Source organism: Paenibacillus sp. FSL R5-0378, assembly GCF_038009285.1.
Lineage (GTDB): Bacteria > Bacillota > Bacilli > Paenibacillales > Paenibacillaceae > Paenibacillus_AQ > Paenibacillus_AQ favisporus.
On the sequence record NZ_JBBPAY010000001.1, the window covers coordinates 948,199 to 974,051 of the forward strand.

Consider the following 25,853-nt stretch of genomic DNA (forward strand, 5'->3'; position numbering starts at 1 on the left):
TTTCATAACGATGGGATGGATCGCGTGTCGAAGCTTGGGAATGATGGGTTAGCCGAAGCTATGGGGAACCATGCGGGATCAAATTTAGGGTAAAAGGAGGGCAAGGGATGGATTGGGGACGAGCCAAAAATGTGCTGATCTACGCTTTTTTGCTGCTGAACCTGGTGCTGGGCTACCAGCTGTGGGCCGACGTGCGCGAACAGGCGGACACCAATCTGGACTTTGCCTCCCTGGCGGACAGCACGCAGAAGGCGATGGAGGAAAAATCGATTCAGCTGCTGTGCCCGATTCCGAGCATGACGCCCGCGCTGCCCAAAATCTCGTATCACTACGTGAGTGGGGAAAGCATCGGCAAGCCGGTCACGCTGAAGAAGCCGGTCGAGAGCAAGCTGATCTTTATGGGTACCGACCTTGTGGACGCCCTGGGCGACCAGATTCCTGAGTTCGGCAATTACCGGTATGACCCTCAGGCGAGTCAGGAGATGACGGAAGCGGAGCTGGAACGGGTGAAAGTTGCCGGCGCCGCCGGCCGATTCGTCATGCATACGCTGGTGGACGGGAAATGGCCGCTGTTCAACGATCAGCTCGAGCTGTACTACAGCGAGCAGAAAATCGTGTCCTACCGCCAGTCGCTGGTGGAAATCGCCCCGATGGAGGACGAGCAGGAGCAGAAGATTTTGCCGGCATCCGGGGCCCTAAAACGGTTAGTGGACGCTTTTATCCCGGAAGGTTCGTCCATAAAGGATATTCAGCTGGGCTATTACGGCCAGGTATTTAACTCGGAGAGTCAGGTGGCTGCGCCATCATGGCGGTTCACGCTGGAGAGCGGAGAAATTTATTACGTACAGGGGATCAGCGGTGACGTGACCGTGAACAGCCCCAAGGATGAAGAGGGAAAGGAGCAGGGATGATGGGCATATCTTTTACCGTTCTGTCGAGCGGATCGACGGGGAACGCAACCGTGGTAAGAAATGAAGACACGACGCTGATGATCGATGCCGGGCTGAGCGCCAAGCGGATCGACGAGCTGATGGAGCAGCGGGAGCTGTCGGGAGAGGAACTTGACGGGATTCTTGTCACCCACGAGCATTCCGACCATATTAAAGGGCTCGGTGCCGTGGCCCGCAAATACGATCTGCCGATCTATGCCAACGAGAAGACATGGGAGGCGATCAACAAGTCCGTCGGCAAAATCGCCGAGGAGAACCGTGTCGTGATGGACAGCGGCGAAGTGCGGGATTTCGGATCGTTGCGGGTGGAATCTTTTCAAATCTCACATGACGCGGCAGAGCCGGTGGGCTACTGCTTCTACGACGGGGACGAGAAGCTGAGCGTGGCCACGGACCTGGGCTATATGAGCGATAAGGTGAAGCAGGCCATCAGCGGCTCGAACGTGCTCGTGCTGGAGGCGAATCACGATATTGAGATGCTGCGGATGGGCCGTTATCCGTGGAACACCAAGCGCCGCATTCTGGGCGACCTCGGGCACTTGTCCAACGATGCCGCAGGCGAGGCGATGAGCGAGCTGCTGACCGGAGACCTGAAGCGCACCTATCTGGCGCATTTAAGCCGGGACCATAATCAGATGGATTTGGCGAAAATGACCGTGCGTGCCGGGATGGAAGACCGGGGATGCTTTTATAAAGACAGCGAATTTAAACTGTGCGACACTTACTACGACCGGCCTACACCGTGGGATAAGGTGAGTGAGCCATAAACTCGTCGAGCTCCGCCGCTTTTCTCTCTACCTCATCACGGGTGAGAATGCCCTTGTCAATGAGCAGTTCAATGATCGTGCTTAAGGCAAGGGTATTGCGGTAGTGCTCGTCCTTTAAATCCCCCAGCTTGGCCATCATATTCACATAGTCCATCGAAGACGGAAATCGTTCCATGAGTCCGTTCCTCCTTGTTTTTCAACATCGGTTCAATTCCATAACCCACCAATGACGCAAGCGATAAAAGATTAGGGCAACCGCCCCACTTATGTTACAATAACTATACCGCATGAATGTCCGCGAGGGCTTGCATACAGCGGGTTTGACTGGTGTCCAGCCTGCAGCATAGCAGGTCGTGCTTCGCCCTTTTTCATAGTTTCATCAGGCTTTACTTTTATTCTAGTCTGTTAATGCTGGAAACATTCCTGTTTCTATGAAAATAAATCTCATATGCTGTATAGAATAGGCTAAAGAATGAATGTTATAGGCCGACTATCGGGCCGTTATAGCAGGAAGTTCAATGCAAAGCTTTAGTTCAAGCTATATAGAAAGAGAATCCGAAGTCAACGTGGGCAAATCCGATACATACAAATGTGAGTGACTGAGACTTCGACGCTTCAAATTTGCTGCTTAGATTCAGCCCAATGTGGTGATGTAAAAAATAAAGGTTCTGCCTCGTGCAACCTTGGTAAGCTGGAAGCAGTTATTAATAGTATAGGCAGCCTGAACGATTAGAAGCTTATAAGAACATGCCGCCACGTCATTAGTTATACAGACCGGCCATTGGCGACGGATATTTTTCATTTCTCGTCATAGGCGTCTGTATGGATGAATCTCACAAGATTTTCGGGATGCGTTACAACAAAGGGGAGAGGATCACATGGGGCTGTTTCGTGACGATTTTTATTCGACCAAAATTTCCAAACGGCGAAGCCTTCGCAAAGTATATCCCGCACAGCGGGTGTGGGGCAGAAGCAGGCGCAGCCGGGGAACGTCCACGCTGTTCGTGGCGACGGTCAGTTCCGTCATCAGTGCAGTGGTGGCGGTGCTCCTGTTCAGCCTCATCACCGGCCTTCCTTCCCATACAAGGGAGACGGCGGCGGTCAGTGCCGTTACTTCAACCCCGCTGGACGGCAGCGGAGATCCGTTCGACCGGCTCGTTCAGGCAGCGGCCAAAGTCCGCCCGACCGTCGTCAGCATCGTGAACTATAAAGATGCGAAGGACGCGGACAAGGGAACGGCCGACCTGGAGGATTCGGCGCTCGGATCAGGGGTCATTTTCAAGAAGGAGAACGGCAAAGCTTATGTCATCACCAATAACCACGTCATTGAAGGTTCGCAGGACCTGGAAGTGATGACGGTCGGCGGGGACATGAAAAAGGCAACGCTCGTCGGTACCGATAAAGTGACGGATATCGCCGTCCTGTCGGTGGACGACAAGAACATTGCTGATGTGGCGGAAATGGGCGATTCTACGAAGCTGCGCCTAGGGGAGACCGTGTTCGCCATTGGCAATCCGCTCGGGCTCGGGGATACGCTGACGTCCGGCATCATCAGCTACACCAACCGGGTCGTGCCGGTGTCGCTGAACCAGGATGGCGTGTACGACTGGGAGCAGGAAGTGATCCAGACCGACGCGGCCATCAATGAAGGCAACAGCGGCGGCGCGCTGGTGGACCTGAACGGCAAAGTGATCGGCATCAACACGATGAAGATTTCCGATGCCGGCGTGGAAGGCCTGGGCTTTGCCATCCCGGTCGATCAGGTGATGAAAACGGTGGATGAGCTGATGAAATATGGCAAAATTTCACGTCCTTACCTGGGCGTGTACACCGTGGACCTGAACAATCCGTACGCCCCGCTGGATGAAGACCAGCGCAAGGAGCTGAAGCTTCCGGCTGATGTGAAAGACGGCGTGGTCGTGTTGGATGCCATCGGACCTGCCAAGGATGCGGGGCTCAAGCTAAACGACGTCATTACGGAGTTCAACGGGAACCCGATCAAGACTACGCTGGAGCTGAAGAAGTACCTGTATGACAAAGTGAAGATCGGCGACATGCTCAAGGTTACCTTCTACCGTGCAGGCCAGCAGGAGACCGTGGACGTCAAGCTCGCCGACAAGCCGGATTCCTAAAATAGGACGTGTGATCCGGCCCAAAACCGGATATAATGAGAGTCATAGGTTTTCGGATGATTAACAGCCAGAAAAACGTACATTGTGTGCAATTGTAAGGGGATGCCATTTTATGTTTGTCGTTTGTAAAGACCATGTGGAGCTCGCGATCGATATGTTCGTCGACGAGTACGAGGACGCGCCGGATATCGTGGACCTGAAGGAGACGGAGTTCTCAGACTGGGACCCGCCTGTACAGTGCGCGCACTGCGAACAGCCGGCCAAGTTCCTGGTTGTGTAGCCGCAGGGTTAGCAGGAAATGCTATGAAGAGATGAATAGCGATGGGGAGAGCGTGGAGACACGCTCTTTTTTACTTTCAGGGAATAGATAGGGTAAAAAGATAGGGTAAAAAGATAGGTGGAGGGGTATTCATGCTGATTCAAATTATCGGCGTCGGCAAGCTGAAGGAGAAGTATCTGGTGCAGGGCATCCAGGAATACGCCAAGCGGCTGACGCCTTACATCAAATTTCAGATGGTGGAGGTCGCGGACGAGAAGGCCCCCGACACCTTGAGCGAAGCCGAGGTGTCGATTGTGAAGGAGCGCGAGGGCGAACGCATCCTCGCGCACATTAAAGAGAGCGCGCATGTGATCGCGCTCGCCATTGGCGGCCAGCTCTGGAGCTCGGAGGAGCTGGCCGCTGAGATCGACCGGCTCGGCACCTACGGGACGAGCCATGTCGTGTTCGTGATCGGAGGGAGCCACGGGCTCTCCGATCCGGTGCTGCGCCGCGCTCAGCAGCGCTTGAGCTTCGGGCGTATGACCCTGCCGCACCAGCTGATGCGGCTGGTGCTGGTGGAACAGATTTATCGCGCGGTGAAGATCAATCGCGGAGAACCGTATCACAAGTAGGGCGAAAACTGCTGTTTCCTGCCTGGAGATCTTTAAAAAACGTCTGTTTGAGGCATTATGCGTTACGAATGACTATTGTCAAAAAAATCAATTGTTTCAAAGCCTGCTGAATTTGGCGACTGATCCAGTCGCTTCAGATTCTTCAGCAAGTGAGAAGTGATTGCATTCAGGATCCGTATGAGCCGTGGATTGCGCTAGCCGGTATATAGTGGTAGTGAAATGTTGCGCTCGATCATAAAAGGGATTAATTTACGAAATGCTATTGTGCTTGCAGCCTGTCCATCCCGTTGATATGCATTATAATCGTTCTCGAAGGTTTCCTGCATTTCCTCCGATAAGTGGCGGATGTATCGATGCGCGCATTCACGTATTTGTTCAGGTGAGCCGAAATCAACCACAAGGTCTAGAACGTCAAGAATATAGAATTCCCTTGGATTCGCCTGCGGCAAAAACCATCCAGTCTGGATGACCTCCTCAAGGATCTCGTCAAGATTAGTCTCATACTTGTCCATCAATGGAACGACCTTATTTTGAATCAACGTGATGATTTCTGCCAGTTCCCGCTCTCGGGTGGCTTCCTTGGCTAAATTCCATACCTTGCCTTTGTCCCGGAAGTTGCTCAAGCTGATCTCCCAGTATACTTTTCCGCTGTGCGTATTTAAGATTCGGGAATTGGTATTAAACTCCAAATAACTGCCGGCCATATTGGAAGAGTGACTTGAAAAACGTATCTCAGCTGTAAAGGAACCGATTGGTTTGATCATACTTCTTCTGGATTTATTGTATTTGAAACCGCATGGCGCGCAGGCCGCGGCAATCCTGGAACAACATTCCCGAAAAATATCCTTGCCAGTTGGATAATCTGTCATATCGCTTCATCTCCATATTTCTTATTTAGTTTAATCTAAAAAGGTATAACTACACAGCAATATTCATTTGTCTCCAAGCCCTTATTTCCCGTATATAACCTATTTATAATCTTACTGGTATAACAAAAAACGCCGGAAGCCTTTCTTTATGATATAGTAAGAAGTAGAGGGCACCCGATGGGTGCCTTTCGACTTTGCCTTATAGATGTTATGGAGAACCGTATCATAAGTAAGGCGAAACAGCGATTACGGATTCCATATCATCCATCCGCTAGTCAATGCTGCGCGTGGCATCGCTTCATGGGCGCTACGTCTGAAAAGCCGCAGACTCTGGGTGCCCAAAAAGGAATATAATAAATACTTAGAAATTTGTATCTAAACATAGCATTCATGTTGAAAGGAGAATATAGATGACCGTAAAGTTTAGCTTGAGTTATACGGATGGAGATTTCATCGACAACCTAGAAGTTCCAATTTATAAAGTGTATCGCAAGGGTACCTCTTTTCAACTGTATCATTTAAATCGCAACCCTGCTCGTAATGAACACAAAGAATTGCTCGTTATCGATGAATCGGGGATAACACCAGAGAGCATGTTTAAAAGCGTTACAGAATTTTGCGAAAAAATTATCCCCTATTTATTGGATAGGAAAAGTGATTCGTTATTTTTATTTGGGGAGTATTATGATGCAGAGAAAGATAAGATGGTGGACATTGATGATATTGAGATTTCCTGTTTAATAGGCGGGGCAGCCATCTTACAAGAAGAAGAGAATAAGTAATGTAGGATCTACAGAGGTAGTTACTGAGGAATATGAATCAATAGATTTTTTTAATTAGGATAATCGTGGCTTAAATATGATGTGGAAACGTGGAGATTTCCTTGCGCGGCCTGAAAGGTACCTCATTAAGTTTCTTGGAGGAGAGTTGAATGCCGTTGGACAATAAAACAAAAGTTTTAGTTGAGCGGACAGACAGTATACTTTATTATGCCGAATCTGACCTATCGAAAGATCAGGGGGCAGGCTGGATCGGCGGAAATGCACCTGACTTTTTTGATGATCAAGATGACCTCATCCATGAAGGTAACCAGAAATATGTTTTTTACTTGACCCTTGTCCATCCCTTTAAACCGGAGAGCATGATTTCGATCTTCATCCCTGAAGACTATGAGGAGTATTTGGAGAACAATATGTATCCTAATTGCTCGATTAAGGTGATAGAGCATCCCATTTCAACTGAAAGCGCCAAAGAGATGTTTACTAATCCAGGCCTTATAAAACATTTCATTTCAGAAGGTGCACTAAGCAATGACAAGAAATCGATAGACCAGCCTTTTTTGATCAAAGTAGGTGGAAACCCGAGACTTATTCAAAATGAAGACAATTATTTTACGAAGCTTAGGGAGGAGTCATTTTCCTTCTTATTTCAGGTAGATGAAGATGGTTACCCCGAAACGTTGGTTCAACATGATTACAACTACCCTTTTGGTTTTGGATCACTCTATATCTTCGCCTTAATAGGAGCGACCGAGATCCAACACCCTGTAGCAGGCTTTTGGCAATTCTCTTGATCTCGCTCTTTTAGATGCTACGATGAACCGTATCATAAGTAACAGCGAAAAATAATGGTAATCCTCGTATTCTCAAAACCTATCTATTCGTTATGTCATGCGGTCATGCATATTTTATGGGAATCGCTGCTTTTACAAAATAAACTAACACATCGAGAGTAGGACACTATGGGTTTTAAAGATGAATTAAAACGTGAAATACGTAACGCAATGAAAGATGTAAAAAAAGAAGTACAAAAGACGTGGAGAATTGATTATAAAGGGCATAGTGTTGAAATTATACATGAGCTAAAAAAAGAGTGTCTTATCATTGATGGGGCTACGGTGGATACGAATAAACGAAAATCGATATTTTCATACATTATTCCCTACTCCAAATTATCAGGTACGATTGATCTGGAAGATGGCGTAAAACATACGGTGTCCGTTAAACTGGGTGGTTATATAAGCTTTAACTGTATTATCACGATTGACAATGTTACGGTTTTGGATGATGCATTGGCGCTTGATTTTCTTCCGTGGAACCATAAGGAAAAGATCGTTCCGTTTATTGAGCGACAAGTTCAAACACACAACAAAATAGTAGATGATGGTTTACCGGATGACGAATATGTATATGATGAAAATCATCCACCAGTGGCTGCAGGTTCATCTGATCATTTCGTAGAAGACATCCCCACTCCATTTTTTGTGAAAAAGCTGTTGAAGCTTTTTAAAAGACAACTCCATCATCCTACGAACAAAACACGAAAGGCAACATACGAAGAAATCATTTCTGACAATATCGCTAGCTACGGCGAGGAATTTATTGAGCGCTTTAAACAAGCTGAGTGGGATGAATCTCTCGTACAGCAAGAAGCAATATGGCTTCTAGAACATGCAGCACATAGAGAAGTTGTAAAATTCTCAATCACAGTACTTGGGTGTACGAATTGTGAAAAGTATAAAGAGCTGTTATTCACATTAGGCATGCATGAGGAATTCACTTTATATGTCTTATTTGCATTGAAAAATGGAACAAGGGAAGCGAATGACCAAATTTGGCGGCTCGCTCAGTCTGTCCATGGCTGGGGCAAAATTGCTGCAGTTGAAAAATTAGAAGCAACAACGCCAGAAATAAAACAATGGCTGCTGACAAAGGGCTGTGGAAATATCATTAAGAATGAATATTTTGTCTACATGTGTGCCATTAAAGGAGATCTTCCTGCAGCACTAAATCCAGAGATGATCTCAAAACAGCTGTATGATGGAGTAGGTTTAATCATCCAAACTTTACTTCATGAAGATGTGGAACATGATATTGAAGACTATATATTTGAAAAGGCGATTCTTTATCGCTTCTTAGACCATGCTCGTATCCACTGCCAAACCCTTGAAGATTTTTATCCCCTTATGAAAATATGTAAATATATAAATGCTGATGAAATTTGGGGAGAAAGATCTAATGATTGCAGAAGGCAGCAGGAGCGCAATTCTATTCAGAAGGCGATTCAACCAATTATAAATAATCCTAAGTGGTCACAGCTTGCCATGGATACACTACAACAAGATATCGATGTTAAGGCTCTTGAAGTCGCCCATTTTTACCAATTAGACATCGTTCCGAATTTGTTTAAGATGCTAGAGAAACATCCGACAAATAGCGAAATATACTTTTCTATTATGAATACAAATCATCGCCAGCATATCATAGACCTCTGCGTATTCGCAGAAAATCATTTATCGTTATCAAGCCCGTCAAAAGAAGAAGAACATTGTCTGCGATATATTGTTCAAGATTTACATGAGCATGCAGGAGTAGGGCTACCACTGGTTCAAGCTGCTCTTGAATCGGATACGGAGCTAATGCAATATCAGGCTCTAAGTGTGCTTGAAGAATGGACTCCTTCGATATGGCAACAGCCTAGTATACTTGCTGCTATTAAGAACATCTCGACTACGACAAAAGATAAGGTTTACCGCAAGTTAGCAAATCAGTTATTATCTAAATCCCTCGACTAATTTTCGCCGACTATACGTGTTAAGCTGAACCGTACGACAAATAGGGCGAAATTTTTGTTACAATGTAGACTACGGCTAGCAATCAGGGACGGTGATTAACATGGGAAGAAAGCAGGCTTTTACAAAATCAGAGTTGCTTGACCAAACCAAGAGAGTGCTTCTCGAATACGGTTATGAGGGATTTCAACTTAAGTTGTTATCCAAGAGCCTGGTTGGAGCAAGAAGCACGATTTACCAATATTATGCCAACAAAGAAGAGATAGTTGCTGCATGTATGAAACGATCAATGGAAAATGTATTACAGAAGGCGTCGGCTATTGATGAAACGGATTGCATGAATGCCCTTCAACAGCTGCTAGATGTATATCTGGAGGAAGCTAGTTTCCATCAATTGCTTGGATATGCTCATAAAATAAATAAAGCCAATTCTGCGGCTGCAGCCAATGATCTTGAATTTGTTGAGCAAGCGCATGTGACTTTAAAAAATCAACTGGAGCGATTGTTTGCTCGTGCTCAGGAAGAGGGACACTTGAATACAAGTATCCCACTTCCTGCGATTATAGGTGTATTTTTTAACCTGATTGAAACTCCCAATATGATGAATATTCCAACACCTCAGTGGAGTAAGCTGTTGTACCAAATGTGGCTCGGAGGGGTAGGAAGACGATAGGGAGCACAAATATATTTGACACTCGTGTCATATAAAACCTATAATAAATACGTACCGGACGAAATGTGATTAATTTGACACGCGTGTCATTTATCTGTGCTGAGGAGAGGATTAGCATATGTTTTTGGCATTGAAGGAATTGAGACACAGCAAGACAAGGTTTTCGATGATCGCTATTATTTTTGTGCTCATTTCTTGGCTGGTATTTATATTGTCAGGTTTGGGGAATGGGTTATCTACGCTTGCGGCTTCGACGTTTAAGACGATGAGGGCTGATTATGTGGTTTTTGAACAAGGGTCTAAGGCTTCAATGAGTAAATCTTTATTGTCTAATGATTTGTCAGCTAAATTAGCAGAAATGCCGAATGTAAGTGCCGTTTCACCTATGGGAACCATCATGGCATCGGCAATCAAAGGGAGTAGCAAGTTGAATGAGGATAAAGTAGATATAGCGATTGTTGGAATCAACCCGGGGAGCTTTCTTGAGCCGGCGATTATTGAAGGAACGGGGCTGGCATCCGATCAGATGACGAAGGTCATCGTTAATGAGACGATGAAAGACGAAGGATTTAAGCTAGGGGACACCTTCCAATTAGATGGTTCGACGGAATCGTTGACGATTGTCGGCTTCGTCAAGGATCAGACTTATAACCACGTAGCAGCTGTATTTACACCTATTGAAGAGTGGCGTAAGCTTGCGTTTGCGGCACCAGGCTCGGACAAAGGAGTTAAGGACCCCGTCAATGCGATGATGCTTCAAGGTAAAGATATTGATCGGAACACTATCAATGAACAGCTTTCGGGTACCGATACGGTTACTCGTGCGGCAGCGGTACAGGGAATGCCTGGATACAAAGAAGAGAATGGCACTATCATGATGATGCTTGCGTTCCTGCTTGCGATCTCTGCATTCATCATTGGCGTGTTCTTCTATGTATTCACGATGCAGAAGTCCAACCAGTTCGGGATTATGAAAGCGATCGGGGCCAAGAATGGATTCCTAGGTAAAGCCGTCGTCTCACAGGTGTTCGTCTTGTCGCTCTCAAGCATTATCGTTGGCATTTTATTGACTTATGGTACAGCGGCAATCATGCCCAAAAGCATGCCGTTTATGCTGGATACGAAGCTGGTGCTCACGTATTCCATTGTATTGTTGGTGATCTCATTGCTTAGTTCGTTGGTATCCGTTCGCACGATTTCGAAAATTGATCCGCTTAAGGCACTTGGGAGGGTTGAGTAATGACTGAAGGCTTGCAAATAACAACAGCTTCCAAATATTATAACGAGGGATTGAATCGTATTGCGGCATTAGACCGAGTGTCCATAAAAGTGGAGCCAGGTGAGTTCGTCGCAGTGGTAGGTCCGTCCGGTTCTGGAAAAAGCACCTTCCTATCCATCGCGGGTGCACTGCTAAAAGCTTCCGATGGAGAGGTCATACTAAATGGGAAGGACATCTCAAAGCTATCAGGCAAACAACTATCCGATATCCGCTTGCATGAGATTGGTTTCATCATGCAGGCCTCGAATTTAGTTCCATATCTGAGCGTCCTCGATCAGTTGCTTATTGTGAAGCGGATGTCGGGAAAGATTCGTGCAGCAGACAAAGCGATGGCTATAAAGTTACTTGAAGAGCTCGGACTAGGCAATAAGCTGAAGAGCTACCCGAATGAGCTGTCGGGGGGCGAGAAGCAGCGTACCGCCATTGCCCGCGCGTTAATTAACGATCCCAATATCATATTGGCGGATGAACCTACAGCAAGCCTGGATACCAAGCGCGCCCATGAAGTTGTCTCCTTGATTGCCCATGAGGTGAGAACACGCCATAAAGCGGCGATTATGGTCACACACGATGAGCGGCTGCTTACCTACTGCGACAAGGTATACCGGATGGAAGATGGCAAATTATTTCTAGCGGAACTGGAGTCCATCCATTGAACGTCCAGAACCAGATTCAGAGGCAGCAAATAAAGAATCTCCAATTCTCGGAAGCGAGATCACAACTTATGAAGTGGCATCAGTAAAAAAACGATAGGCTCTCATACGGCAGACAGGTGTATATAATAAATCCATAATCTTGTTCCATCTCTACCAATCCCCCAACTTTTTTACGTAGATTTGATATATTCTACGACTTCCATGATTTGAATTATGCTAAAATATTTCAGGAACAGAAATTGGAGAGGGGTTTTATAACTCATGTCATGGAAAAAAGTTCTGGGTAAAAGCACCATTCGTGTAGCTACGACTGCTCTATTACTATCCCAACTGTTTGGCGCAGTAGGTTCTGTCTCTGCTGCAGGCAACGATGTCGAAGTACACTTGATCGGAATCAATGACCTACACGGTCAGTTGGACACCACATCGATAGTTAGTGACAAAAAGGTCGGAACAGCTCCAATTCTAGCAACATATTTAAAAGACGCTCAAGCCAAATATGAAAACTCCCTGCTCTTCCATAATGGAGATTCTGTTGGAGCATCCGCCCCCGTCTCATCTCTGGATCGTGATGAGCCTACGATGGAATGGATGAATATGATGGGCTTTGATGTAGGTTCTTTGGGCAATCATGAATTCGACCAAGGTATCGCTGCATTAAAAGCGCAAATCTTTGGTGGTCTGGATCCAAAAGAAGGCAAGGTAACCCATGCGGGTGCCAAATTTGATTATGTAAATGCAAACGTCATTGAAGCTTCCACTGGCAAACCATTGATTAAGCCATATGTGGTTAAAGAAGTGGGCGGAGTTAAAATCGGATTTATCGGATTAGTGACGAAAGCGACACCTTCTAAAGTATCCCCAGCGGGTACAGCAGGCGTGCGTTTCCTAAGCGCAGAGGAAGAAGTTGCAGCCGTTAATAAATATGCCAAAGAATTGCAGGATCAAGGGGTAGAAACGATCATCGTCCTGGCACATGATCCAGCAACAACCAAAGAAGGCGTAACCACTGGAGAAGCGGCTGATTTGGCCAAAGCTTTGCCTGCCGATTCCCCTGTTGATGTTATCGTTGCAGGCGACAATCATGCTTTAGCTAACGGTGAAGTGAATGGAAAATTGATCGTGCAGGCTTATTCTTATGGTACGGCATTTGAAGATATTAAGCTGATGATTGACCCAACGACTGGGGACGTAACCGAAAAGTCAGCTGCAGTTACAACAACTTTTCAAGACGGTGTCAAAGAAGACCCTGAATCTTTAGCTATTATTAAAAAATCATTAGACAAGCATCCTGAGCTAACGAACCCAGTAGGTACGACAGATGGTTCTGTCACTCGTACAGATGCTTATAATAACGAAGCGCCTCTTGGAAACCTCATTGCAGATGCAATGCGTCAAGCAGACTTTGGTGATAAAGCAGGCGCTGCTGACTTTGCATTTATGAATCCAGGTGGGATTCGTGCGGATCTGCCGCAAGGCGATGTGACCTTTGCTGATCTTGCTAAAATCCAACCTTTTGGCAATACTTTGGTGAAACTGGAGCTGACGGGTGCACAAATTCAAACCTTGCTGCAGCAGCAATGGGGTACAAATGCGGACGGTACACCAAACACCAAAACACTACAAATCTCTGGCTTGAAGTATACGGCAGATCTCAATAAGCCCGTTGCAGAACGTGTGACTAGTCTCACTCTTGAAGACGGTACACCGATTGATCCTGGAAAAACATATACGGCTGTAGTCAACAACTTTATGGCAGCAGGCGGAGATAACTATAAAGTGCTGGTGGATGCTAAATCATCCTTAGCCGGTCCGATCGATCTGGATGTATTCTATCAGTACATTGTAGATAAATTTAAAGGTGGCGCTATTCAAGCTAAAACAGAAGGACGCATTACCAACTTAGGTGCATCTACAGAACAACCGGAAATGCCTGTAACCACAGAAGTTATTTCTCGTGCTGAGTTTGTCAGTGCTCTAGTAGATATGTTGAAACTAAACCAAGTAGCTGCAGCACCTGCATTCAAGGATGTTGCTGCTGACGCTGCCTATGCAGATGCCATCGCTGAAGCTGCTCATGCCGGATTCATTCAAGGCTACGGTGGTAACTTCAATCCGGATCGTGATATCACTCGTGAAGAAGCGGCTACCATTCTTGCTAAATTGTTGAACAACCCAGTTTCTGATAAAAACGCTGCTGCGATCCTTGCAGGTTTTGAAGATGGCAAAACCGTTTCTGCCTACGCGGTTAAATCTATGGCCACTCTGATTGATAAAGGTATTCTAAATGCAGCGGATAAAAAATGGCTTCAACCTAAGCAAGGTCTTTCCAATAGCGATGCAAAAGCGTTAATTCAAAAGGCTGTCGCGGCAAAGGCTTCATAATGTAGAAGTGATTCATAGCTTATATTAAGACAGAAAAACACATCCCTTTGGTGAAAAGTCTTCTTCTATTGATAAACCTCAATTAGTCTCTCATTTCATGGAGAGGTAGGTTTATTTAGAAGAATGCTATATCCCAATTGAGGATGTGTTTTTTTCCATCGGTAATCCCGAATACCCGTTCTTTTAAGTGTGGAAATTTACTTTGAACAGCTTTCAAACTCTTCCAAGACCTTGGATTTGTCGCCATAAACCTTTTCCAGGTGATCCTCTCCCCAATAGCATAAAAGGTCAAGCGCAGGCTTTAATCCCCAGCCGTAGGGAGTTAACGTATACTCCACTTTAGGTGGGATTTCTTGATAAATCTTGCGTGCGACGATCTCATCCTTTTCCAGGCCTCTTAGTTGAGTGGTCAGCATCTTCTGCGTAATGCCGGGGATTAGCCGGCGAAGTTCCGAGGTCCGTTTCGGTCCTGTCATCAAATGATAGATGATTAAAGGCTTCCATTTCCCTCCCATTACTTCTAATGCAGCCTCCACCCCAACTTTATACTTCTCTCGAATGCGATTTTCCTTTTGTTCAGTCATCTTGGATTCCTCCGCAAAAAGGATGTGTTTTCGCTAAGAACATAACTTCTAGGGCATCTATCCAGGGCACTTCCATGTTCCTAGGGTACCCGTATGATCCTATAGAACGTGAAAGTGCGTACTTCCAGGTTATTTTGGCACTGTTTATAATAGCATCAGCCGTTGATCATGGCTACAAGTTAGCTGTTGAGAAAGGAATGAGGATACAAGCATGAATGTATTATGTGTTGTTTCGCACCCGCGAAAAGATTCCCTGACCTTTCAGGTCGCCGATCGTTTCGTACAAGGTCTTGCCGAGGCCGGCCACGACTATGAGATATTGGATTTACATGGGATTGGCTTTGACCCGGTTTTACAAGAAGCAGACGAACCGGATTGGTCTGTTGCCGAACAGTCCTTTTCTCCTGAGGTGGAAAGGGAAATAAGGCGAATGAAGGAGCACGACGCTCTGGCGTTTATTTTTCCAGTTTGGTGGTGGCATTTGCCAGCCATGCTGAAAGGTTATATTGACCGTGTATGGAACAATGGGTTTGCGTACGGTTCGAACCATCTTCATCATCAGCATGTCTTGTGGATTGGCCTGGCGGGCGTTTCCAAAGAACAGATGAGAAAGCGAAACTACGATGAAATGATTACCCATCACCTCAATGTGGGAATTGCAGATTATTGCGGTGTAACCAGTTCCAAAGTTGAATTTTTATACGAGACCTTGGACTCCGATTCCAAGCATTATGAGATGCTGCTCAATCAAGCTTATCACTTAGGATTGAATTATGACAAGGAACGAGGAGCCGCAGTATAGAGGTTGGCATTCAGGCCCGGGCCCGTAGTGGATCGCTAGTCAGAGAGAATCAAAAGACTCGTTCGGAATCATGACTTCCTACGGGTCTTTTTGTGTTTTTTTGAGAATGGCTTCGGATAGAGACAGCCAATAACGTTCTATTAAAGTTTGCCCGCTCATTTCTCAATTCTATATGAAGCATTTTCCGCAGCTCGTAAAGGTGGTTCCTAGGCGTCGGGCTTCATTGAGGTTGTGTGATCTTATCCTTAGTCTGGTAATATTCAGTAATTATTCAGTAGGAATGAGTATAATCATCGCATGTCGACTTTATTCTCCAAAATTAGACAGAACTAAATGGGCTGGTCATATGTAGATGTACTACACCTTAGGAGATTTCGTGATGATAGATCACAGCGAAACTCAGATAACAGGAAGAGAAGAGAGCACAACTACATGTTACCAACTAGGCCTATCAGCATCTGTGGAGGAGGGGAAAGGGGGAGTCCTGCAAGACTTAGATGATGCAAAGGGCTGCTGGGATCGAGCCAATAGAAGCTGTCTATTCTGTTGAGCGTTATTGAACCGATGATCTCACAGTCGCTAAATTTTTCGATAGTTTTGGGAATGGAGGACAAAAGTGTCTTGAAACGAAAACGCAGCATAGGTAAAGCAATACTCTCTTTCTGCTTGGCAATTATGCTTGTCTTGCAGACGGTGGCGTTCTCTGCTGCCGCATTTGCGGATGGCGAATCAGGCCAACCGGTAACCGAATCATCTTCGGTATCTGAGACGGTTAACGAATTGCCAGGCGAATCGCCAGGCGAATCGTCGACGGAACAACCGTCGGCGACTCCTGGGGCGGTGGACGACACGCTAAACGAACCGTCGACGGAAGAACCGCCGGCGACACCCGAGGTGGCGGACGATACGCCAAACGAACCATCGATAGACCAACCGTCCTCGTCACCTGAGGCAGTGGACGATGCACAGCCCGCTCCTACGGTGGAGAAAATGGCGGCAGACCCGGCGGACAAAACGACGGTGCTGGCGAACGCTAATCCGGCGTTCACGCTCACAGTGAAGCAGGGTGACCCTGCAGTTGTGGTTCCGGCGGGGGGCGAGATTAACGGCCGGGAGAACTTTACCCTTGCGCTGGAGGATATCGCCGTGCCAACCAAGGGCGACGATCTCAATGCTCCGCCTGAAAGCGTGATTCAGCAGGGAGATTATGCCGTTCTGGATAAGGTGACCTATTTCCCTGATGTGAATTTGACGCCTGCGGGTCCTATACCGATCAATCAAGGCGGACTGAAAATTGCTACCGTCCAGTTCTTTGTCGATTCCATCAAGATTACGTTTGATGGAGCAGGGGTATATGACGGGAGTAGACGCGACGTCAAAATCGGCTTCTCCGCTGAAGCCAAGGCGGCAGATCAGTCGCCCGGCGGAGGCAAGGATACGGCCATTTTTGGAGATAGCTATAAGTTTAAAAACTCTGATTTGGTACCGGAGTATACCATTGTCGCCAGTTCCTTAAGCAACGGCGGCTATGACAGCGGGATCAACAACGCCTCTTTTCAAGAGGGAGCTATTACATGGCGAGCGGTAGTGACTGCCACCGACACGGACGATAAGACCATTCCCATGCCGCTGGACGGGTTGACCTTCTCTGATGAGCTTGCGAACGTCGGTGTATATGTGCCTGGGTCCTTCGCTGTGGATGGAAATGCGGCAGATCCTGCTTATGTTGGTGGCACGATTTCCTACAAGTTCCCAGACGCATCCACTGCAGATAACGTCAAAAGCACGGCGACTATCACCTTCAAAACGTGGATTCCTAAGAATATTTATTACTATGAAAAGAACGGCAATTTTGATCAGTATGGATGGTACCGCGTTGATAATGCCGCAAAGCTTTTGGATGACGCTGCCGATGTGAAGGCTTCATCCAATACCCATCGGATTGCCATACGCCCCAACTGGATTGCGGTGAGCGGCAAGCCCGACAAGAGCGGAAACGATACGCTCATTACATGGACGGTAGAGGTCAACAAGAGAATTAACAGCAACACCGTACTGTCCAGAACTGGTTTGCAGAACGTTAAGATTACAGACACTCTGCCCGCCGGGACGGAGTTTGTGTCCGCAACCTATAAGAATGGGGACAACGGTACATCTACCCCAATTACCCGCAACGCCGCAGGGGAGTATGAGATCGGAACCGCCATCGGCGGGGATCTGGACGGCCCCCTCTATATGACGGTTGTGACAAAGGTGACAGACAGCAGCAAGTCAACCTTCGACTATAGTGCCCGCGCCAACTGGGAATTGGATGTGAAGGATGGAGAAAATGCTATCCAGAACAACGATGCGACCGGATGGGCCGCTCCTGCAGCCGTTGTGGAGACCGCAAGGGTTATAATCGGCGCACATGCCTTCACGAAAAGTGCCACCACCACCACTGCGCTGCACAACGTCGCAGGCACCAAGTGGACGATGAACTTGACGCTGCAGTACGATCTGGATGCTCCAGCCGTCTATGATTTGCTGATTCACGGTGGTTCTCTCGATGTACTGAATAATCTGGACGCCAATCCTAAGGTAACATCGGCAACTCTGGATGCAATCAAGAGCCAGATCGATACCAAGCAGCTTTGGCAAAAATACCGCGAGAATACACTGACCGTGAGTAACGGACTGACCGGTGAAGTGATCCCCTTGACGGTGAACGGCGAGCGGGTGGCCGATCTGATCAAAGTGACCGGGTATAAAGGGACTGTGCCGGGGAGCGTTTCCTTTGAAGCCGTCACGACCAATCCGGATAACCTGTTCCGCCAGGATAACGCCGGAAACACATGGGGCAACCGGGGGCTGCTCTTCGATGGCGACAATTATGTGAGCCGCGCCGAAGCCAACACCTCGAACTTTGTGCGGATGCTGAACAAGGAGATGCTGTATGCCAACACGGTGGGTGTAGAGGGGGTTACAGCCGATTGGAACCGAAACTATTCAGGCCAATGGAGTGACAGCATATGGAAGAGAACACCCGTTGCCAACGATCCGAACTGGTATACGGACAACTCCCGTCCTGACAATTACATCCTGGCAGGCTATGACCGCAAGGATAGAACGGTCACTTTCCGGCTGGCGGTGAACATGCCGGGCTTCAATACGGAGGAGATGGCCAAGGATGGCGGCACCCGCGTAGCCAGCGACATTAATTTGGTGGATACGTTGCCGGAGGGTTGGGAGTTTGTAGATTATGCTCCGGGCGAGGCTTTTAGGCTTTATAAAGGTAGTACGGGCTATAGAACCGATGGTAAAGGTGGGAATGGCAGATATGCCCAGGCCGTTTCTGTCATTGCGCCGGGTACGCCTCAGCATGTGGTGAGCTTCACCAAGAATGACAATGTAGGCACATTCACCTTCTCCAAGTTGGAGAGCCCCTACGTCATTCTGGTAAAGGCGCGTCCGACCAATGCCACGCTTGCGGCCTACCAGCTAGGTAACAATAATGCCGGTGAGAATCAGGCGGTGTTCTCCATGAAATGGGGAGACAAGCCTTATAGCGCCACCGAGAAGCACAGAATCATTGTGCCTGTGCAGTCTCTGAGCAAGACGGGGAAAAAGCCTGTTTCCGGTGTGCAGGAATGGACGGTGAACTACACGCCTCCGTTCGAGATGAAGCAAGGCGTCTATTTGCTGGATACCCTTGCCAAGGGATTGAAGCTGCGCCAAAATGCAGAGGGCGGTCTATCTCTCGAACCTTCTGACATCGCTGTTTATCCCGGCAAGTTGAAGCCGGACGGCACTCTGGAGCGTGACGGAGGGCCTCTGAATCTTGAGGATCCGAATTCTGAAGTGAAGGTAACCGCAGGCACAGATCAGGCCACCGGAGGATCGACGCTCAGGTTTGATTTTGCCGACCCGAACAAACTCTATCAGCTCGTGTACCAGACCGAATCCCAGGGCATGCAGCCGGGAGCGGCCGGGAACTCCATCAAGCTGATGGGCGATGAAAGCCTTCCGCCGATCGGAGCGCAGAGCAGTATTACGCTGGACGCGAACGATGTGGCGGGAAGCGCAAATGAAAACGGCCTGCTCTTCCTCAAGAAGGTGGGTCCCGACGGCACAACACCGCTGAAGGACGTAAAGTTCCAGTTGTTCAATCCTGACGGTACACCAGCCAAGGATAAAGAAAACAATGTAATGGCGGAAAAAACGACGGGCCCGGACGGCAAGACGAGTTTCATTATTCAGCTGCCGGGGGATTATTTGCTCAAGCAGACATATATTGATCTCTTAACTTACTTGCCTACGACTACGGTATACCGTGTACGTGTCATTGATGCGCCGGGCAAGCCTGTCCTTGTAGATGGTATAAAGGTGGATAGCACTAATCCGCTGATCGTCCCAACACCAGCCCAAGGCAAGCTGACCATCACCAATAAGGTGGAAGGCAACGGAAGCGACCCGAATAAAGAGTTCGAGTACACTGTTACCTTCGACGGTGATGGCAACGACGGAGAGTACTTCTATAAAAAGTCAGATAATACAACGGGCACGATCAAAAACGGTGGCAAGATTACCCTTAAGCACGGGCAAACTGTGACGTTGCCGGCATTGCCTGCAGGGCTGGTTTATACCGTTACCGAGGGCGATTATACAACCGTTGACGGTTACACGACTAAGCCGGAGTCGAGAGAATGGTCTAACACAATCGTGAATAAAGGCGACCACAAGGCGGACTTTATCAATGAGCGAACCGTCAACAAGCTGACGATCAGCAATACGGTCATGGGCAACGGCGGCGACAAAACGAAGGAGTTCGAGTATACCGTCAGCTTTGAGGGTGCAGGCAAGGACGGAAGATACTCTTACGAGAAGTCGGATGGCGGCACAGGTACGATCACGTCCGGCGAATCCTTCACACTCAAGGATGGAGAGTCGCTGGAAATTGTGGATCTGCCTAAAGATCTAAAATACACAGCTACTCAGAAGGACTATACAACCGATGATTACGTAACTACTCCTGAGGAACAAAGCTATACCGGAGTCATGCAAGGTACTGATAAAGAAGCCCCGTTCACAAACGTTCGAGTCATAAAGGGCGACCTGCTCATCAGCAACACGGTTAAAGGCAAAGACGTCGACAAGAAGAAGCTGTTCAAGTACACGATCACCTTCACAGGTGAGGGAGAGAACGGATCTTACACTTTTGTGAAGTCGGATGAAACCAATGGTGTGATTAAGAGTGGAGGCACCTTCGAGCTTACGGATGGTCAGACGCTTGTCGTGCAAGGACTCCCGACGGGCCTTCAGTATACGGTGACCCAGGTCGATTATTCGGAAGATGGCTATGTGACGGATCCTGAAGGTTTCGTTCGCACAGGAACCATTCCGGAGAAAACAGCGGCCAAAGCATACTTTGTAAATACCCGCCCGTATCTGGAAGGCGTGCTGCGTGACAACAACACAGGCGAAGTCATTCCGAATGCGGAAATCATCGTGACGAACAAGAAGACCGATGAACAGCAAAAGATTCGGACGAATGAGAAGGGTGAATATTCGATTCCGGCCGCAGCGGATACGGACTATACGATCACTTATACGAAGCTGTATCATGTAGGCGGAAAAGATGTCCCTGTCAAGTTCACGCAAAAAGCAAATGTGGACGGCAGTGTGAGAGACGAGACCGTTCCGGCCGACATTACGGCGGTAGGAATCGTGCTGTTCAAGCAGCTGGATGGAACAAAAGAGCTATTCAACGATTCTTTTACCAGCCAGATGCATATCTATTTGAAGGACAAGGACGGCAATTATATTCAGGAGAACGGTCGTCCCAAGGCGTTTCCGATGGCTTCAAACGGCACTTTCTCCGTGGAAGGGCTAACCGAGCAGAAGTACACTATGGAAGTTCGCTATGAAGCTGAGGGCGGTCAGGAATTGCTCTTCAAGGTGACGCAGCTGGACGTGAAAGCAAACGGAGAGCTGAATATTTCCGAGGCATTGGTTGATCCTTACGGTACGGTTTATGATGAAACGACAGGAGACGCTATCAACGGCAAGAAAATTGATGGAGCCAAGGTGACTCTGTATTATGCGGATACGCAGCGGAATAGAGATAACGGACGCATTCCGGGTACGAAAGTAACGCTTCCTTCGGTTCCGAATTTCCCGCCGCACAACAATAAGAGCCCCGAGCAAGATAGCGACGCAAATGGCTTCTATGCATACATGGTGTTTCCTGACGCGGATTACTATCTGATCGTAACGAAGGATGGATATGAGACGCATCGGAGCGATACGATTTCTGTCGATTATGACATTATCAAATACGACGTGCCAATGAAGCCGATCCGTTCCGGTGGCGGCTCCGACAACGGTAATAGTGGGGGAGACAACGGCAACGGGGGAACCGACAACGGTAACGGTGGAACCGGTAACGGCAACAACGGAACCGATAACGGCAACGGCGGAACCAACAACGGTAACAATGGAACCGACAACGGAACCGGTAACGATAACAATGGAACCGACAACGGTAACGGTGGAACCGGCAACGGCAACAATGGAACCGACAACGGTAACGGTGGAACCGGCAACGGCAACAACGGAACCGACAACGGTAACGGTGGGACCGGCAACGGCAACAACGGAACCGACAACGGTAACGGTGGAACCGGTAACGGCAACAACGGAACCAACAACGGCAACAATGGAACCGATAATGGTAACGGCGGAACCAACAACGGCAACGGTGGAACCGATAACGGCAACAACGGAACCGGCAACATCGGCAACGAACTGGACGATGCTCCGAAAACCGGAGACAACAGCGTATCGCCTATCCTTTATATGGCTTTAGCGCTGATGTCCTTGATGACGATCGGGCTCTGCCTAATCGGTAACAAGAAGAAAAAGCACATTCAGTGACCGGAAAGGCGGTAAGAAAATGAGCAAAACGAAAAAGATTCTTATCGCCGTTTCCCTCCTTGTGTTGGTATTTTCTCTCTTCAGTATTGCGAGGACTCTCCTTCGGGATTATGCTGAGCAGCAGAAAATCAAAGAGCTTACAAAAGTTAGGGAGGAAAGGTCTGGCCAAGGAGGAGGGGATGCAATCCCCTCCTTTTTGGCCAATAAGGAGGGTAAGCCGGTCATGCTTCCCGAATTTCGTGAGCTTTACGAGAGGAATCCGGATATCGTCGGCTGGCTGAAGATTGACGGCACCCGAATTGAGTACCCGGTCATGCAGAATCCGCAGGATGCGGAGTACTATCTAAATCATGATTTCGATAAGAAGGAAAACAAAGGTGGCCTTCCCTTTTTGGATGCGCATAGCCGGGCCAATGGTTCGGGCATTTTGCTGATTCATGGACATCACATGAAAAGCGGCTGGATGTTTAAAGATTTAATGAAGTACAAGAACGAAAACTTTTATAAAGAGCACGCTACGTTCCAGTTCAGCACGCTTTTTGAAAAGGAAAAGTACGAAATTGTAGCCGTCATTCTGTCGCAAGTTTATCGCAAATCGGACGACGTTTTTAAATACTACCAGATTGAGAATGTAAGTACGCCCGTCGAGTTCAATTCGTATGTACAGAACATCAAGAAACTCGCTCTTTATGATACGGGCGTAACTGCCCGGTATGGCGACAAGCTTGTTGTACTGTCCACTTGTGAGTACTCAACCGAAAACGGCCGGTTAGCGGTAGTCGCCCGAAAGATGAAATGACGATGTTGAAAATACGGAGTCAAGCTTACGGAGTTAAGCTGTTTGATATCGCGTTCTCTCTTTGGAGGACGCGATTTTTTTAGGATTCGAGGCTGGTTGTTCCAGCCCCTCTTTCATTTCTTTTTCTCCAATTCCGCCTTTAATCTTGCATTCTCTTCCAAAAGCTTTTGAACGTCCGGGACATCCTTACCGGAAACCCAGCCATACAAATCGTCTCTTGCCGCATACACCGGCAATTGATCACGTAGTACCATTTTAATGTGTCGTACATCATCAACATAATAGATCGGGACTTCTTCTATGACCATTTGCTTAAACGCTTGAAACTCCTGATAGTGTTCAATTTCTGTGAAATCGTATGGCAGTTGTCTTAATCTCTCATCTGTGAGAACAAAAGCAAATCTAGGTTTTCCCGTTTCTCCGGCATACTCATATTCCCATTGGGTATAGCTTTTGGATTCATCATCAGGGAGCGTTAAACCATAGAATCCGCCGAGAATCAGGATATATACGTCGGAATCGTCGATCCATCTTTTCCTCATGTTCATTGGACTTTCATTGAAAAATTGCTCGACTCCAGCAGGGATATGACCGGCTCGAAGTATGGATTCAACAGCGGCATGTCGATCCTCGATAAGATCGTAGTAAGTAGCCGATATATAAATTTGTAATTTTCTTCTCATAAGCCCACCTAAATTAAAAAATTCGTAGAAATATATAGAATTGAAATATTCTATTTAGAATCTAACATTCGCTCACTTTATATGTCAAAATTGGCTGGTGTTTTCATGCGGCAATCTTGCCGCCCGGGGAGCGCCTGAACGACCATATACATCATTACATAGGGCATCCCAAATGACGCCGGCTTTTTATATAAATATTTTTCTTGTAATGTAGAAATTGGAGCAGCCCACACGACATTATAGTGCAACCCAATTCCAATACGGTTTTACAGGGAGGAGTTTTTGTATGAGTTACACCCTAATGTTTTACGAGAGCCAGGAGGATTTTGCGGCTAGAATGGATCCAGCCCGGCAACAAGAATACCTGGCAGGCTGGACGCATTATGTGCATGCTTTACGACAGTCTGGAATCGTGGTGTTTGGTTCGGGGCTTCATGCTCCAGAGACAGCTGCAACGATGAAACGGCGCGGCGGTGAAATGGCGGTTCAGGACGGACCGTTTCCCGAGACGAAAGAGCAGCTCGGCGGAATATTCGTGATTGATGTTCCGGATCTGGATACTGCATTAGAGTGGGCTGCTCGAGGGCCTGTCGATACGGTGGAGGTCAGAGAGAACCTTCCCGCGCTGAAGTAATCATTTCTATGGAAGCTCATCAAGTTATTGAACAAACAGCTCGTAACGCTTACGGCCGATTACTCTCCTATTTAGCTGTAAATTGGCGGGACCTGCAGGCAGTTGAGGATGCGATCGGAGACGCTTTTCTCGCTGCGTTAGAAACTTGGCCGAAGATCGGCATTCCGGATAAGCCTGAGGCATGGCTGGTTATTGCCGCCCGTAGGCGGCTTATCGACCGTGCACGCCGTACCCGCGTTTCCGAAAGTGCGCTGCCGACACTCATTGCCATGTCAGAGGATACACAGCGGCTCGCATCGTCAAACACTGGTTTTCCGGACGAACGACTGCGGATGATGTTTCTTTGTACTCATCCGGCCATTGACCCTGCGATGCGTACACCGCTGATGCTGCAGACGGTGCTTGGAATCGATGCAGCCCGAATTGCATCTGCATTCATCGTCAAGCCCTCCACCATGAGCCAGCGTCTGACGCGGGTAAAGGCCAAAATTCGTACCGAACGCATCACATTTGAATTGCCCGATGCTGAAGAAATTCCGAATCGTCTCGATTCCGTCCTGGAGGCTATTTACGCTGCATACGGGAGCGGGTGGGACGAAGCAGCCAGTGCCGATTCGCCTCACAGGAGATTGGCAGAGGAATCGATCTATCTGGGAAGGCTGCTTCTCCAGTTCAACCCCCGCGAGCCGGAGGTTAATGGCCTGTTGGCGCTCATGCTGCACTGTGAAGCACGAGCTGGGGCTCGGCATGATGAAGAGGGGAACTATATTCCCCTCTCGCAGCAGAATTGTGCCCGATGGGAACAAAGCCTGATCTTGGAAGCGGAGCGTTATCTGCATATCGCCTCGCAAGCCGGTGAAATCGGACGCTTTCAACTCATGGCCGCGATCCAATCCGTGCATGCACAGCGTTTATGGACTGGGCAAACAGAGTGGGAGGCGATTGCTCAATTATACGAGGGCCTCATTCGTATATCTCCTACCCTAGGCGCATTAGTCGGCCGAGCCGCTGCAGTGGCGGAGGCTTATGGATCGGAACGCGGCATTGCGCTTCTAGAAGCCATTCCATCTGCAGAAGTGGTAAGCTATCAGCCCTATTGGGCACTTGCCGGCCATTTATACAAACGGATGCAGCGGAAGGAAGATGCTCACTTGGCTTATAGCCGTGCCATTGGGCTAAGCACAGATATATCGATTCGGCAATTTCTAAATCGCCAAGATGCTGAGATATAAAGCAACACATCGGGATAAAATATACTACCCG

The 25,853-nt window shown here is 47.8% G+C and carries 21 protein-coding genes; 17 read left to right on the forward strand and 4 right to left on the reverse strand.

The window, feature by feature from the left end; translation table 11 throughout:
- The first annotated feature begins 107 nt into the window (after nucleotides 1-107).
- Nucleotides 108-911 carry a two-component system regulatory protein YycI gene (gene yycI, locus MKY74_RS04175; protein ID WP_076172427.1) on the forward strand — a complete coding sequence of 268 codons (804 nt, stop codon included), beginning with the start codon at nucleotides 108-110 and terminating at the stop codon, nucleotides 909-911.
- The gene (locus MKY74_RS04180; protein ID WP_076172425.1) at nucleotides 911-1,717 is read left to right on the forward strand and encodes an MBL fold metallo-hydrolase; all 807 of its coding nucleotides are present in this window, start codon (nucleotides 911-913) and stop codon (nucleotides 1,715-1,717) included. The genes yycI and MKY74_RS04180 overlap by 1 nt, the downstream gene beginning before the upstream one ends.
- Here MKY74_RS04180 and MKY74_RS04185 read toward each other — a convergent pair.
- Nucleotides 1,686-1,892, reverse strand: a complete 207-nt coding sequence (locus MKY74_RS04185) for a hypothetical protein (RefSeq protein ID WP_076172423.1) — start codon at nucleotides 1,890-1,892, stop codon at nucleotides 1,686-1,688. The two genes, MKY74_RS04180 and MKY74_RS04185, sit on opposite strands and share 32 nt — an antisense overlap.
- Before the next feature lie 703 nt (nucleotides 1,893-2,595).
- On the opposite strand from MKY74_RS04185, the gene MKY74_RS04190 reads away from it, so the two are divergent.
- From MKY74_RS04190 to rlmH, 3 genes are all read left to right on the forward strand, one after another.
- Complete coding sequence (locus MKY74_RS04190) at nucleotides 2,596-3,849, forward strand: S1C family serine protease (RefSeq protein ID WP_076172421.1); 1,254 nt, start codon at nucleotides 2,596-2,598, stop codon at nucleotides 3,847-3,849.
- 112 nt (nucleotides 3,850-3,961) lie between these two features.
- Complete coding sequence (locus tag MKY74_RS04195; protein WP_076172419.1) at nucleotides 3,962-4,129, forward strand: CxxH/CxxC protein; 168 nt, start codon at nucleotides 3,962-3,964, stop codon at nucleotides 4,127-4,129.
- Between the two features lie 131 nt (nucleotides 4,130-4,260).
- Complete coding sequence (rlmH, locus tag MKY74_RS04200; protein WP_076172417.1) at nucleotides 4,261-4,740, forward strand: 23S rRNA (pseudouridine(1915)-N(3))-methyltransferase RlmH; 480 nt, start codon at nucleotides 4,261-4,263, stop codon at nucleotides 4,738-4,740.
- Between the two features lie 194 nt (nucleotides 4,741-4,934).
- Here rlmH and MKY74_RS04205 read toward each other — a convergent pair whose 3' ends face one another.
- Complete coding sequence (locus tag MKY74_RS04205) at nucleotides 4,935-5,609, reverse strand: hypothetical protein (RefSeq protein ID WP_208629330.1); 675 nt, start codon at nucleotides 5,607-5,609, stop codon at nucleotides 4,935-4,937.
- A 410-nt stretch (nucleotides 5,610-6,019) separates the two neighbouring features.
- Here MKY74_RS04205 and MKY74_RS04210 point away from each other — a divergent pair, with 410 nt between their 5' ends.
- The 7 genes from MKY74_RS04210 to MKY74_RS04240 all read left to right on the forward strand — a co-directional run bounded on the left by MKY74_RS04210 (nucleotide 6,020) and on the right by MKY74_RS04240 (nucleotide 14,173).
- Entirely contained in the window at nucleotides 6,020-6,391 is a 372-nt protein-coding gene (locus MKY74_RS04210) for a hypothetical protein (protein ID WP_076172415.1), read from the forward strand.
- Between the two features lie 149 nt (nucleotides 6,392-6,540).
- Nucleotides 6,541-7,182 (forward strand): hypothetical protein, encoded by a 642-nt coding sequence (locus MKY74_RS04215; protein WP_076172413.1) that lies wholly within the window; start codon nucleotides 6,541-6,543, stop codon nucleotides 7,180-7,182.
- Nucleotides 7,183-7,350: 168 nt separating this feature from the next.
- Nucleotides 7,351-9,183, forward strand: coding sequence for a hypothetical protein (locus tag MKY74_RS04220; RefSeq protein ID WP_076172411.1), 1,833 nt, complete (start codon nucleotides 7,351-7,353; stop codon nucleotides 9,181-9,183).
- A gap of 100 nt (nucleotides 9,184-9,283) precedes the next feature.
- On the forward strand, nucleotides 9,284-9,853 hold the full coding sequence (locus tag MKY74_RS04225) for a TetR/AcrR family transcriptional regulator (RefSeq protein WP_076172408.1): 570 nt from the start codon (nucleotides 9,284-9,286) through the stop codon (nucleotides 9,851-9,853).
- A gap of 118 nt (nucleotides 9,854-9,971) precedes the next feature.
- Nucleotides 9,972-11,093: an ABC transporter permease gene (locus MKY74_RS04230; protein WP_076172406.1), complete on the forward strand. Its 1,122-nt coding sequence runs from the start codon at nucleotides 9,972-9,974 to the stop codon at nucleotides 11,091-11,093.
- Nucleotides 11,093-11,788 (forward strand): ABC transporter ATP-binding protein, encoded by a 696-nt coding sequence (locus MKY74_RS04235; protein WP_076172404.1) that lies wholly within the window; start codon nucleotides 11,093-11,095, stop codon nucleotides 11,786-11,788. The genes MKY74_RS04230 and MKY74_RS04235 overlap by 1 nt, the downstream gene beginning before the upstream one ends.
- Before the next feature lie 261 nt (nucleotides 11,789-12,049).
- Nucleotides 12,050-14,173: a bifunctional metallophosphatase/5'-nucleotidase gene (locus MKY74_RS04240; RefSeq protein WP_076172402.1), complete on the forward strand. Its 2,124-nt coding sequence runs from the start codon at nucleotides 12,050-12,052 to the stop codon at nucleotides 14,171-14,173.
- 197 nt (nucleotides 14,174-14,370) lie between these two features.
- On the opposite strand, the gene MKY74_RS04245 is transcribed toward MKY74_RS04240, so the two are convergent.
- On the reverse strand, nucleotides 14,371-14,757 hold the full coding sequence (locus MKY74_RS04245) for a winged helix-turn-helix transcriptional regulator (protein ID WP_076172400.1): 387 nt from the start codon (nucleotides 14,755-14,757) through the stop codon (nucleotides 14,371-14,373).
- A 211-nt stretch (nucleotides 14,758-14,968) separates the two neighbouring features.
- Here MKY74_RS04245 and MKY74_RS04250 point away from each other — a divergent pair, with 211 nt between their 5' ends.
- The 3 genes from MKY74_RS04250 (at nucleotide 14,969) to srtB (ending at nucleotide 23,273) form a co-directional block, all read left to right on the forward strand.
- On the forward strand, nucleotides 14,969-15,559 hold the full coding sequence (locus tag MKY74_RS04250) for an NAD(P)H oxidoreductase (RefSeq protein WP_076172398.1): 591 nt from the start codon (nucleotides 14,969-14,971) through the stop codon (nucleotides 15,557-15,559).
- A gap of 621 nt (nucleotides 15,560-16,180) precedes the next feature.
- Entirely contained in the window at nucleotides 16,181-22,474 is a 6,294-nt protein-coding gene (locus MKY74_RS04255; RefSeq protein ID WP_341011697.1) for a DUF7601 domain-containing protein, read from the forward strand.
- Nucleotides 22,475-22,493: 19 nt separating this feature from the next.
- Nucleotides 22,494-23,273, forward strand: a complete 780-nt coding sequence (gene srtB, locus MKY74_RS04260; protein ID WP_076172396.1) for a class B sortase — start codon at nucleotides 22,494-22,496, stop codon at nucleotides 23,271-23,273.
- 113 nt (nucleotides 23,274-23,386) lie between these two features.
- On the opposite strand, the gene MKY74_RS04265 is transcribed toward srtB, so the two are convergent.
- Entirely contained in the window at nucleotides 23,387-23,956 is a 570-nt protein-coding gene (locus tag MKY74_RS04265; protein WP_076172394.1) for a DUF4062 domain-containing protein, read from the reverse strand.
- A gap of 286 nt (nucleotides 23,957-24,242) precedes the next feature.
- Between MKY74_RS04265 and MKY74_RS04270 the strand changes: the two genes are divergently transcribed.
- Entirely contained in the window at nucleotides 24,243-24,590 is a 348-nt protein-coding gene (locus MKY74_RS04270; RefSeq protein ID WP_076172392.1) for a YciI family protein, read from the forward strand.
- 8 nt (nucleotides 24,591-24,598) lie between these two features.
- The gene (locus MKY74_RS04275) at nucleotides 24,599-25,822 is read left to right on the forward strand and encodes an RNA polymerase sigma factor (RefSeq protein ID WP_076172390.1); all 1,224 of its coding nucleotides are present in this window, start codon (nucleotides 24,599-24,601) and stop codon (nucleotides 25,820-25,822) included.
- Nucleotides 25,823-25,853 lie beyond the last annotated feature (31 nt).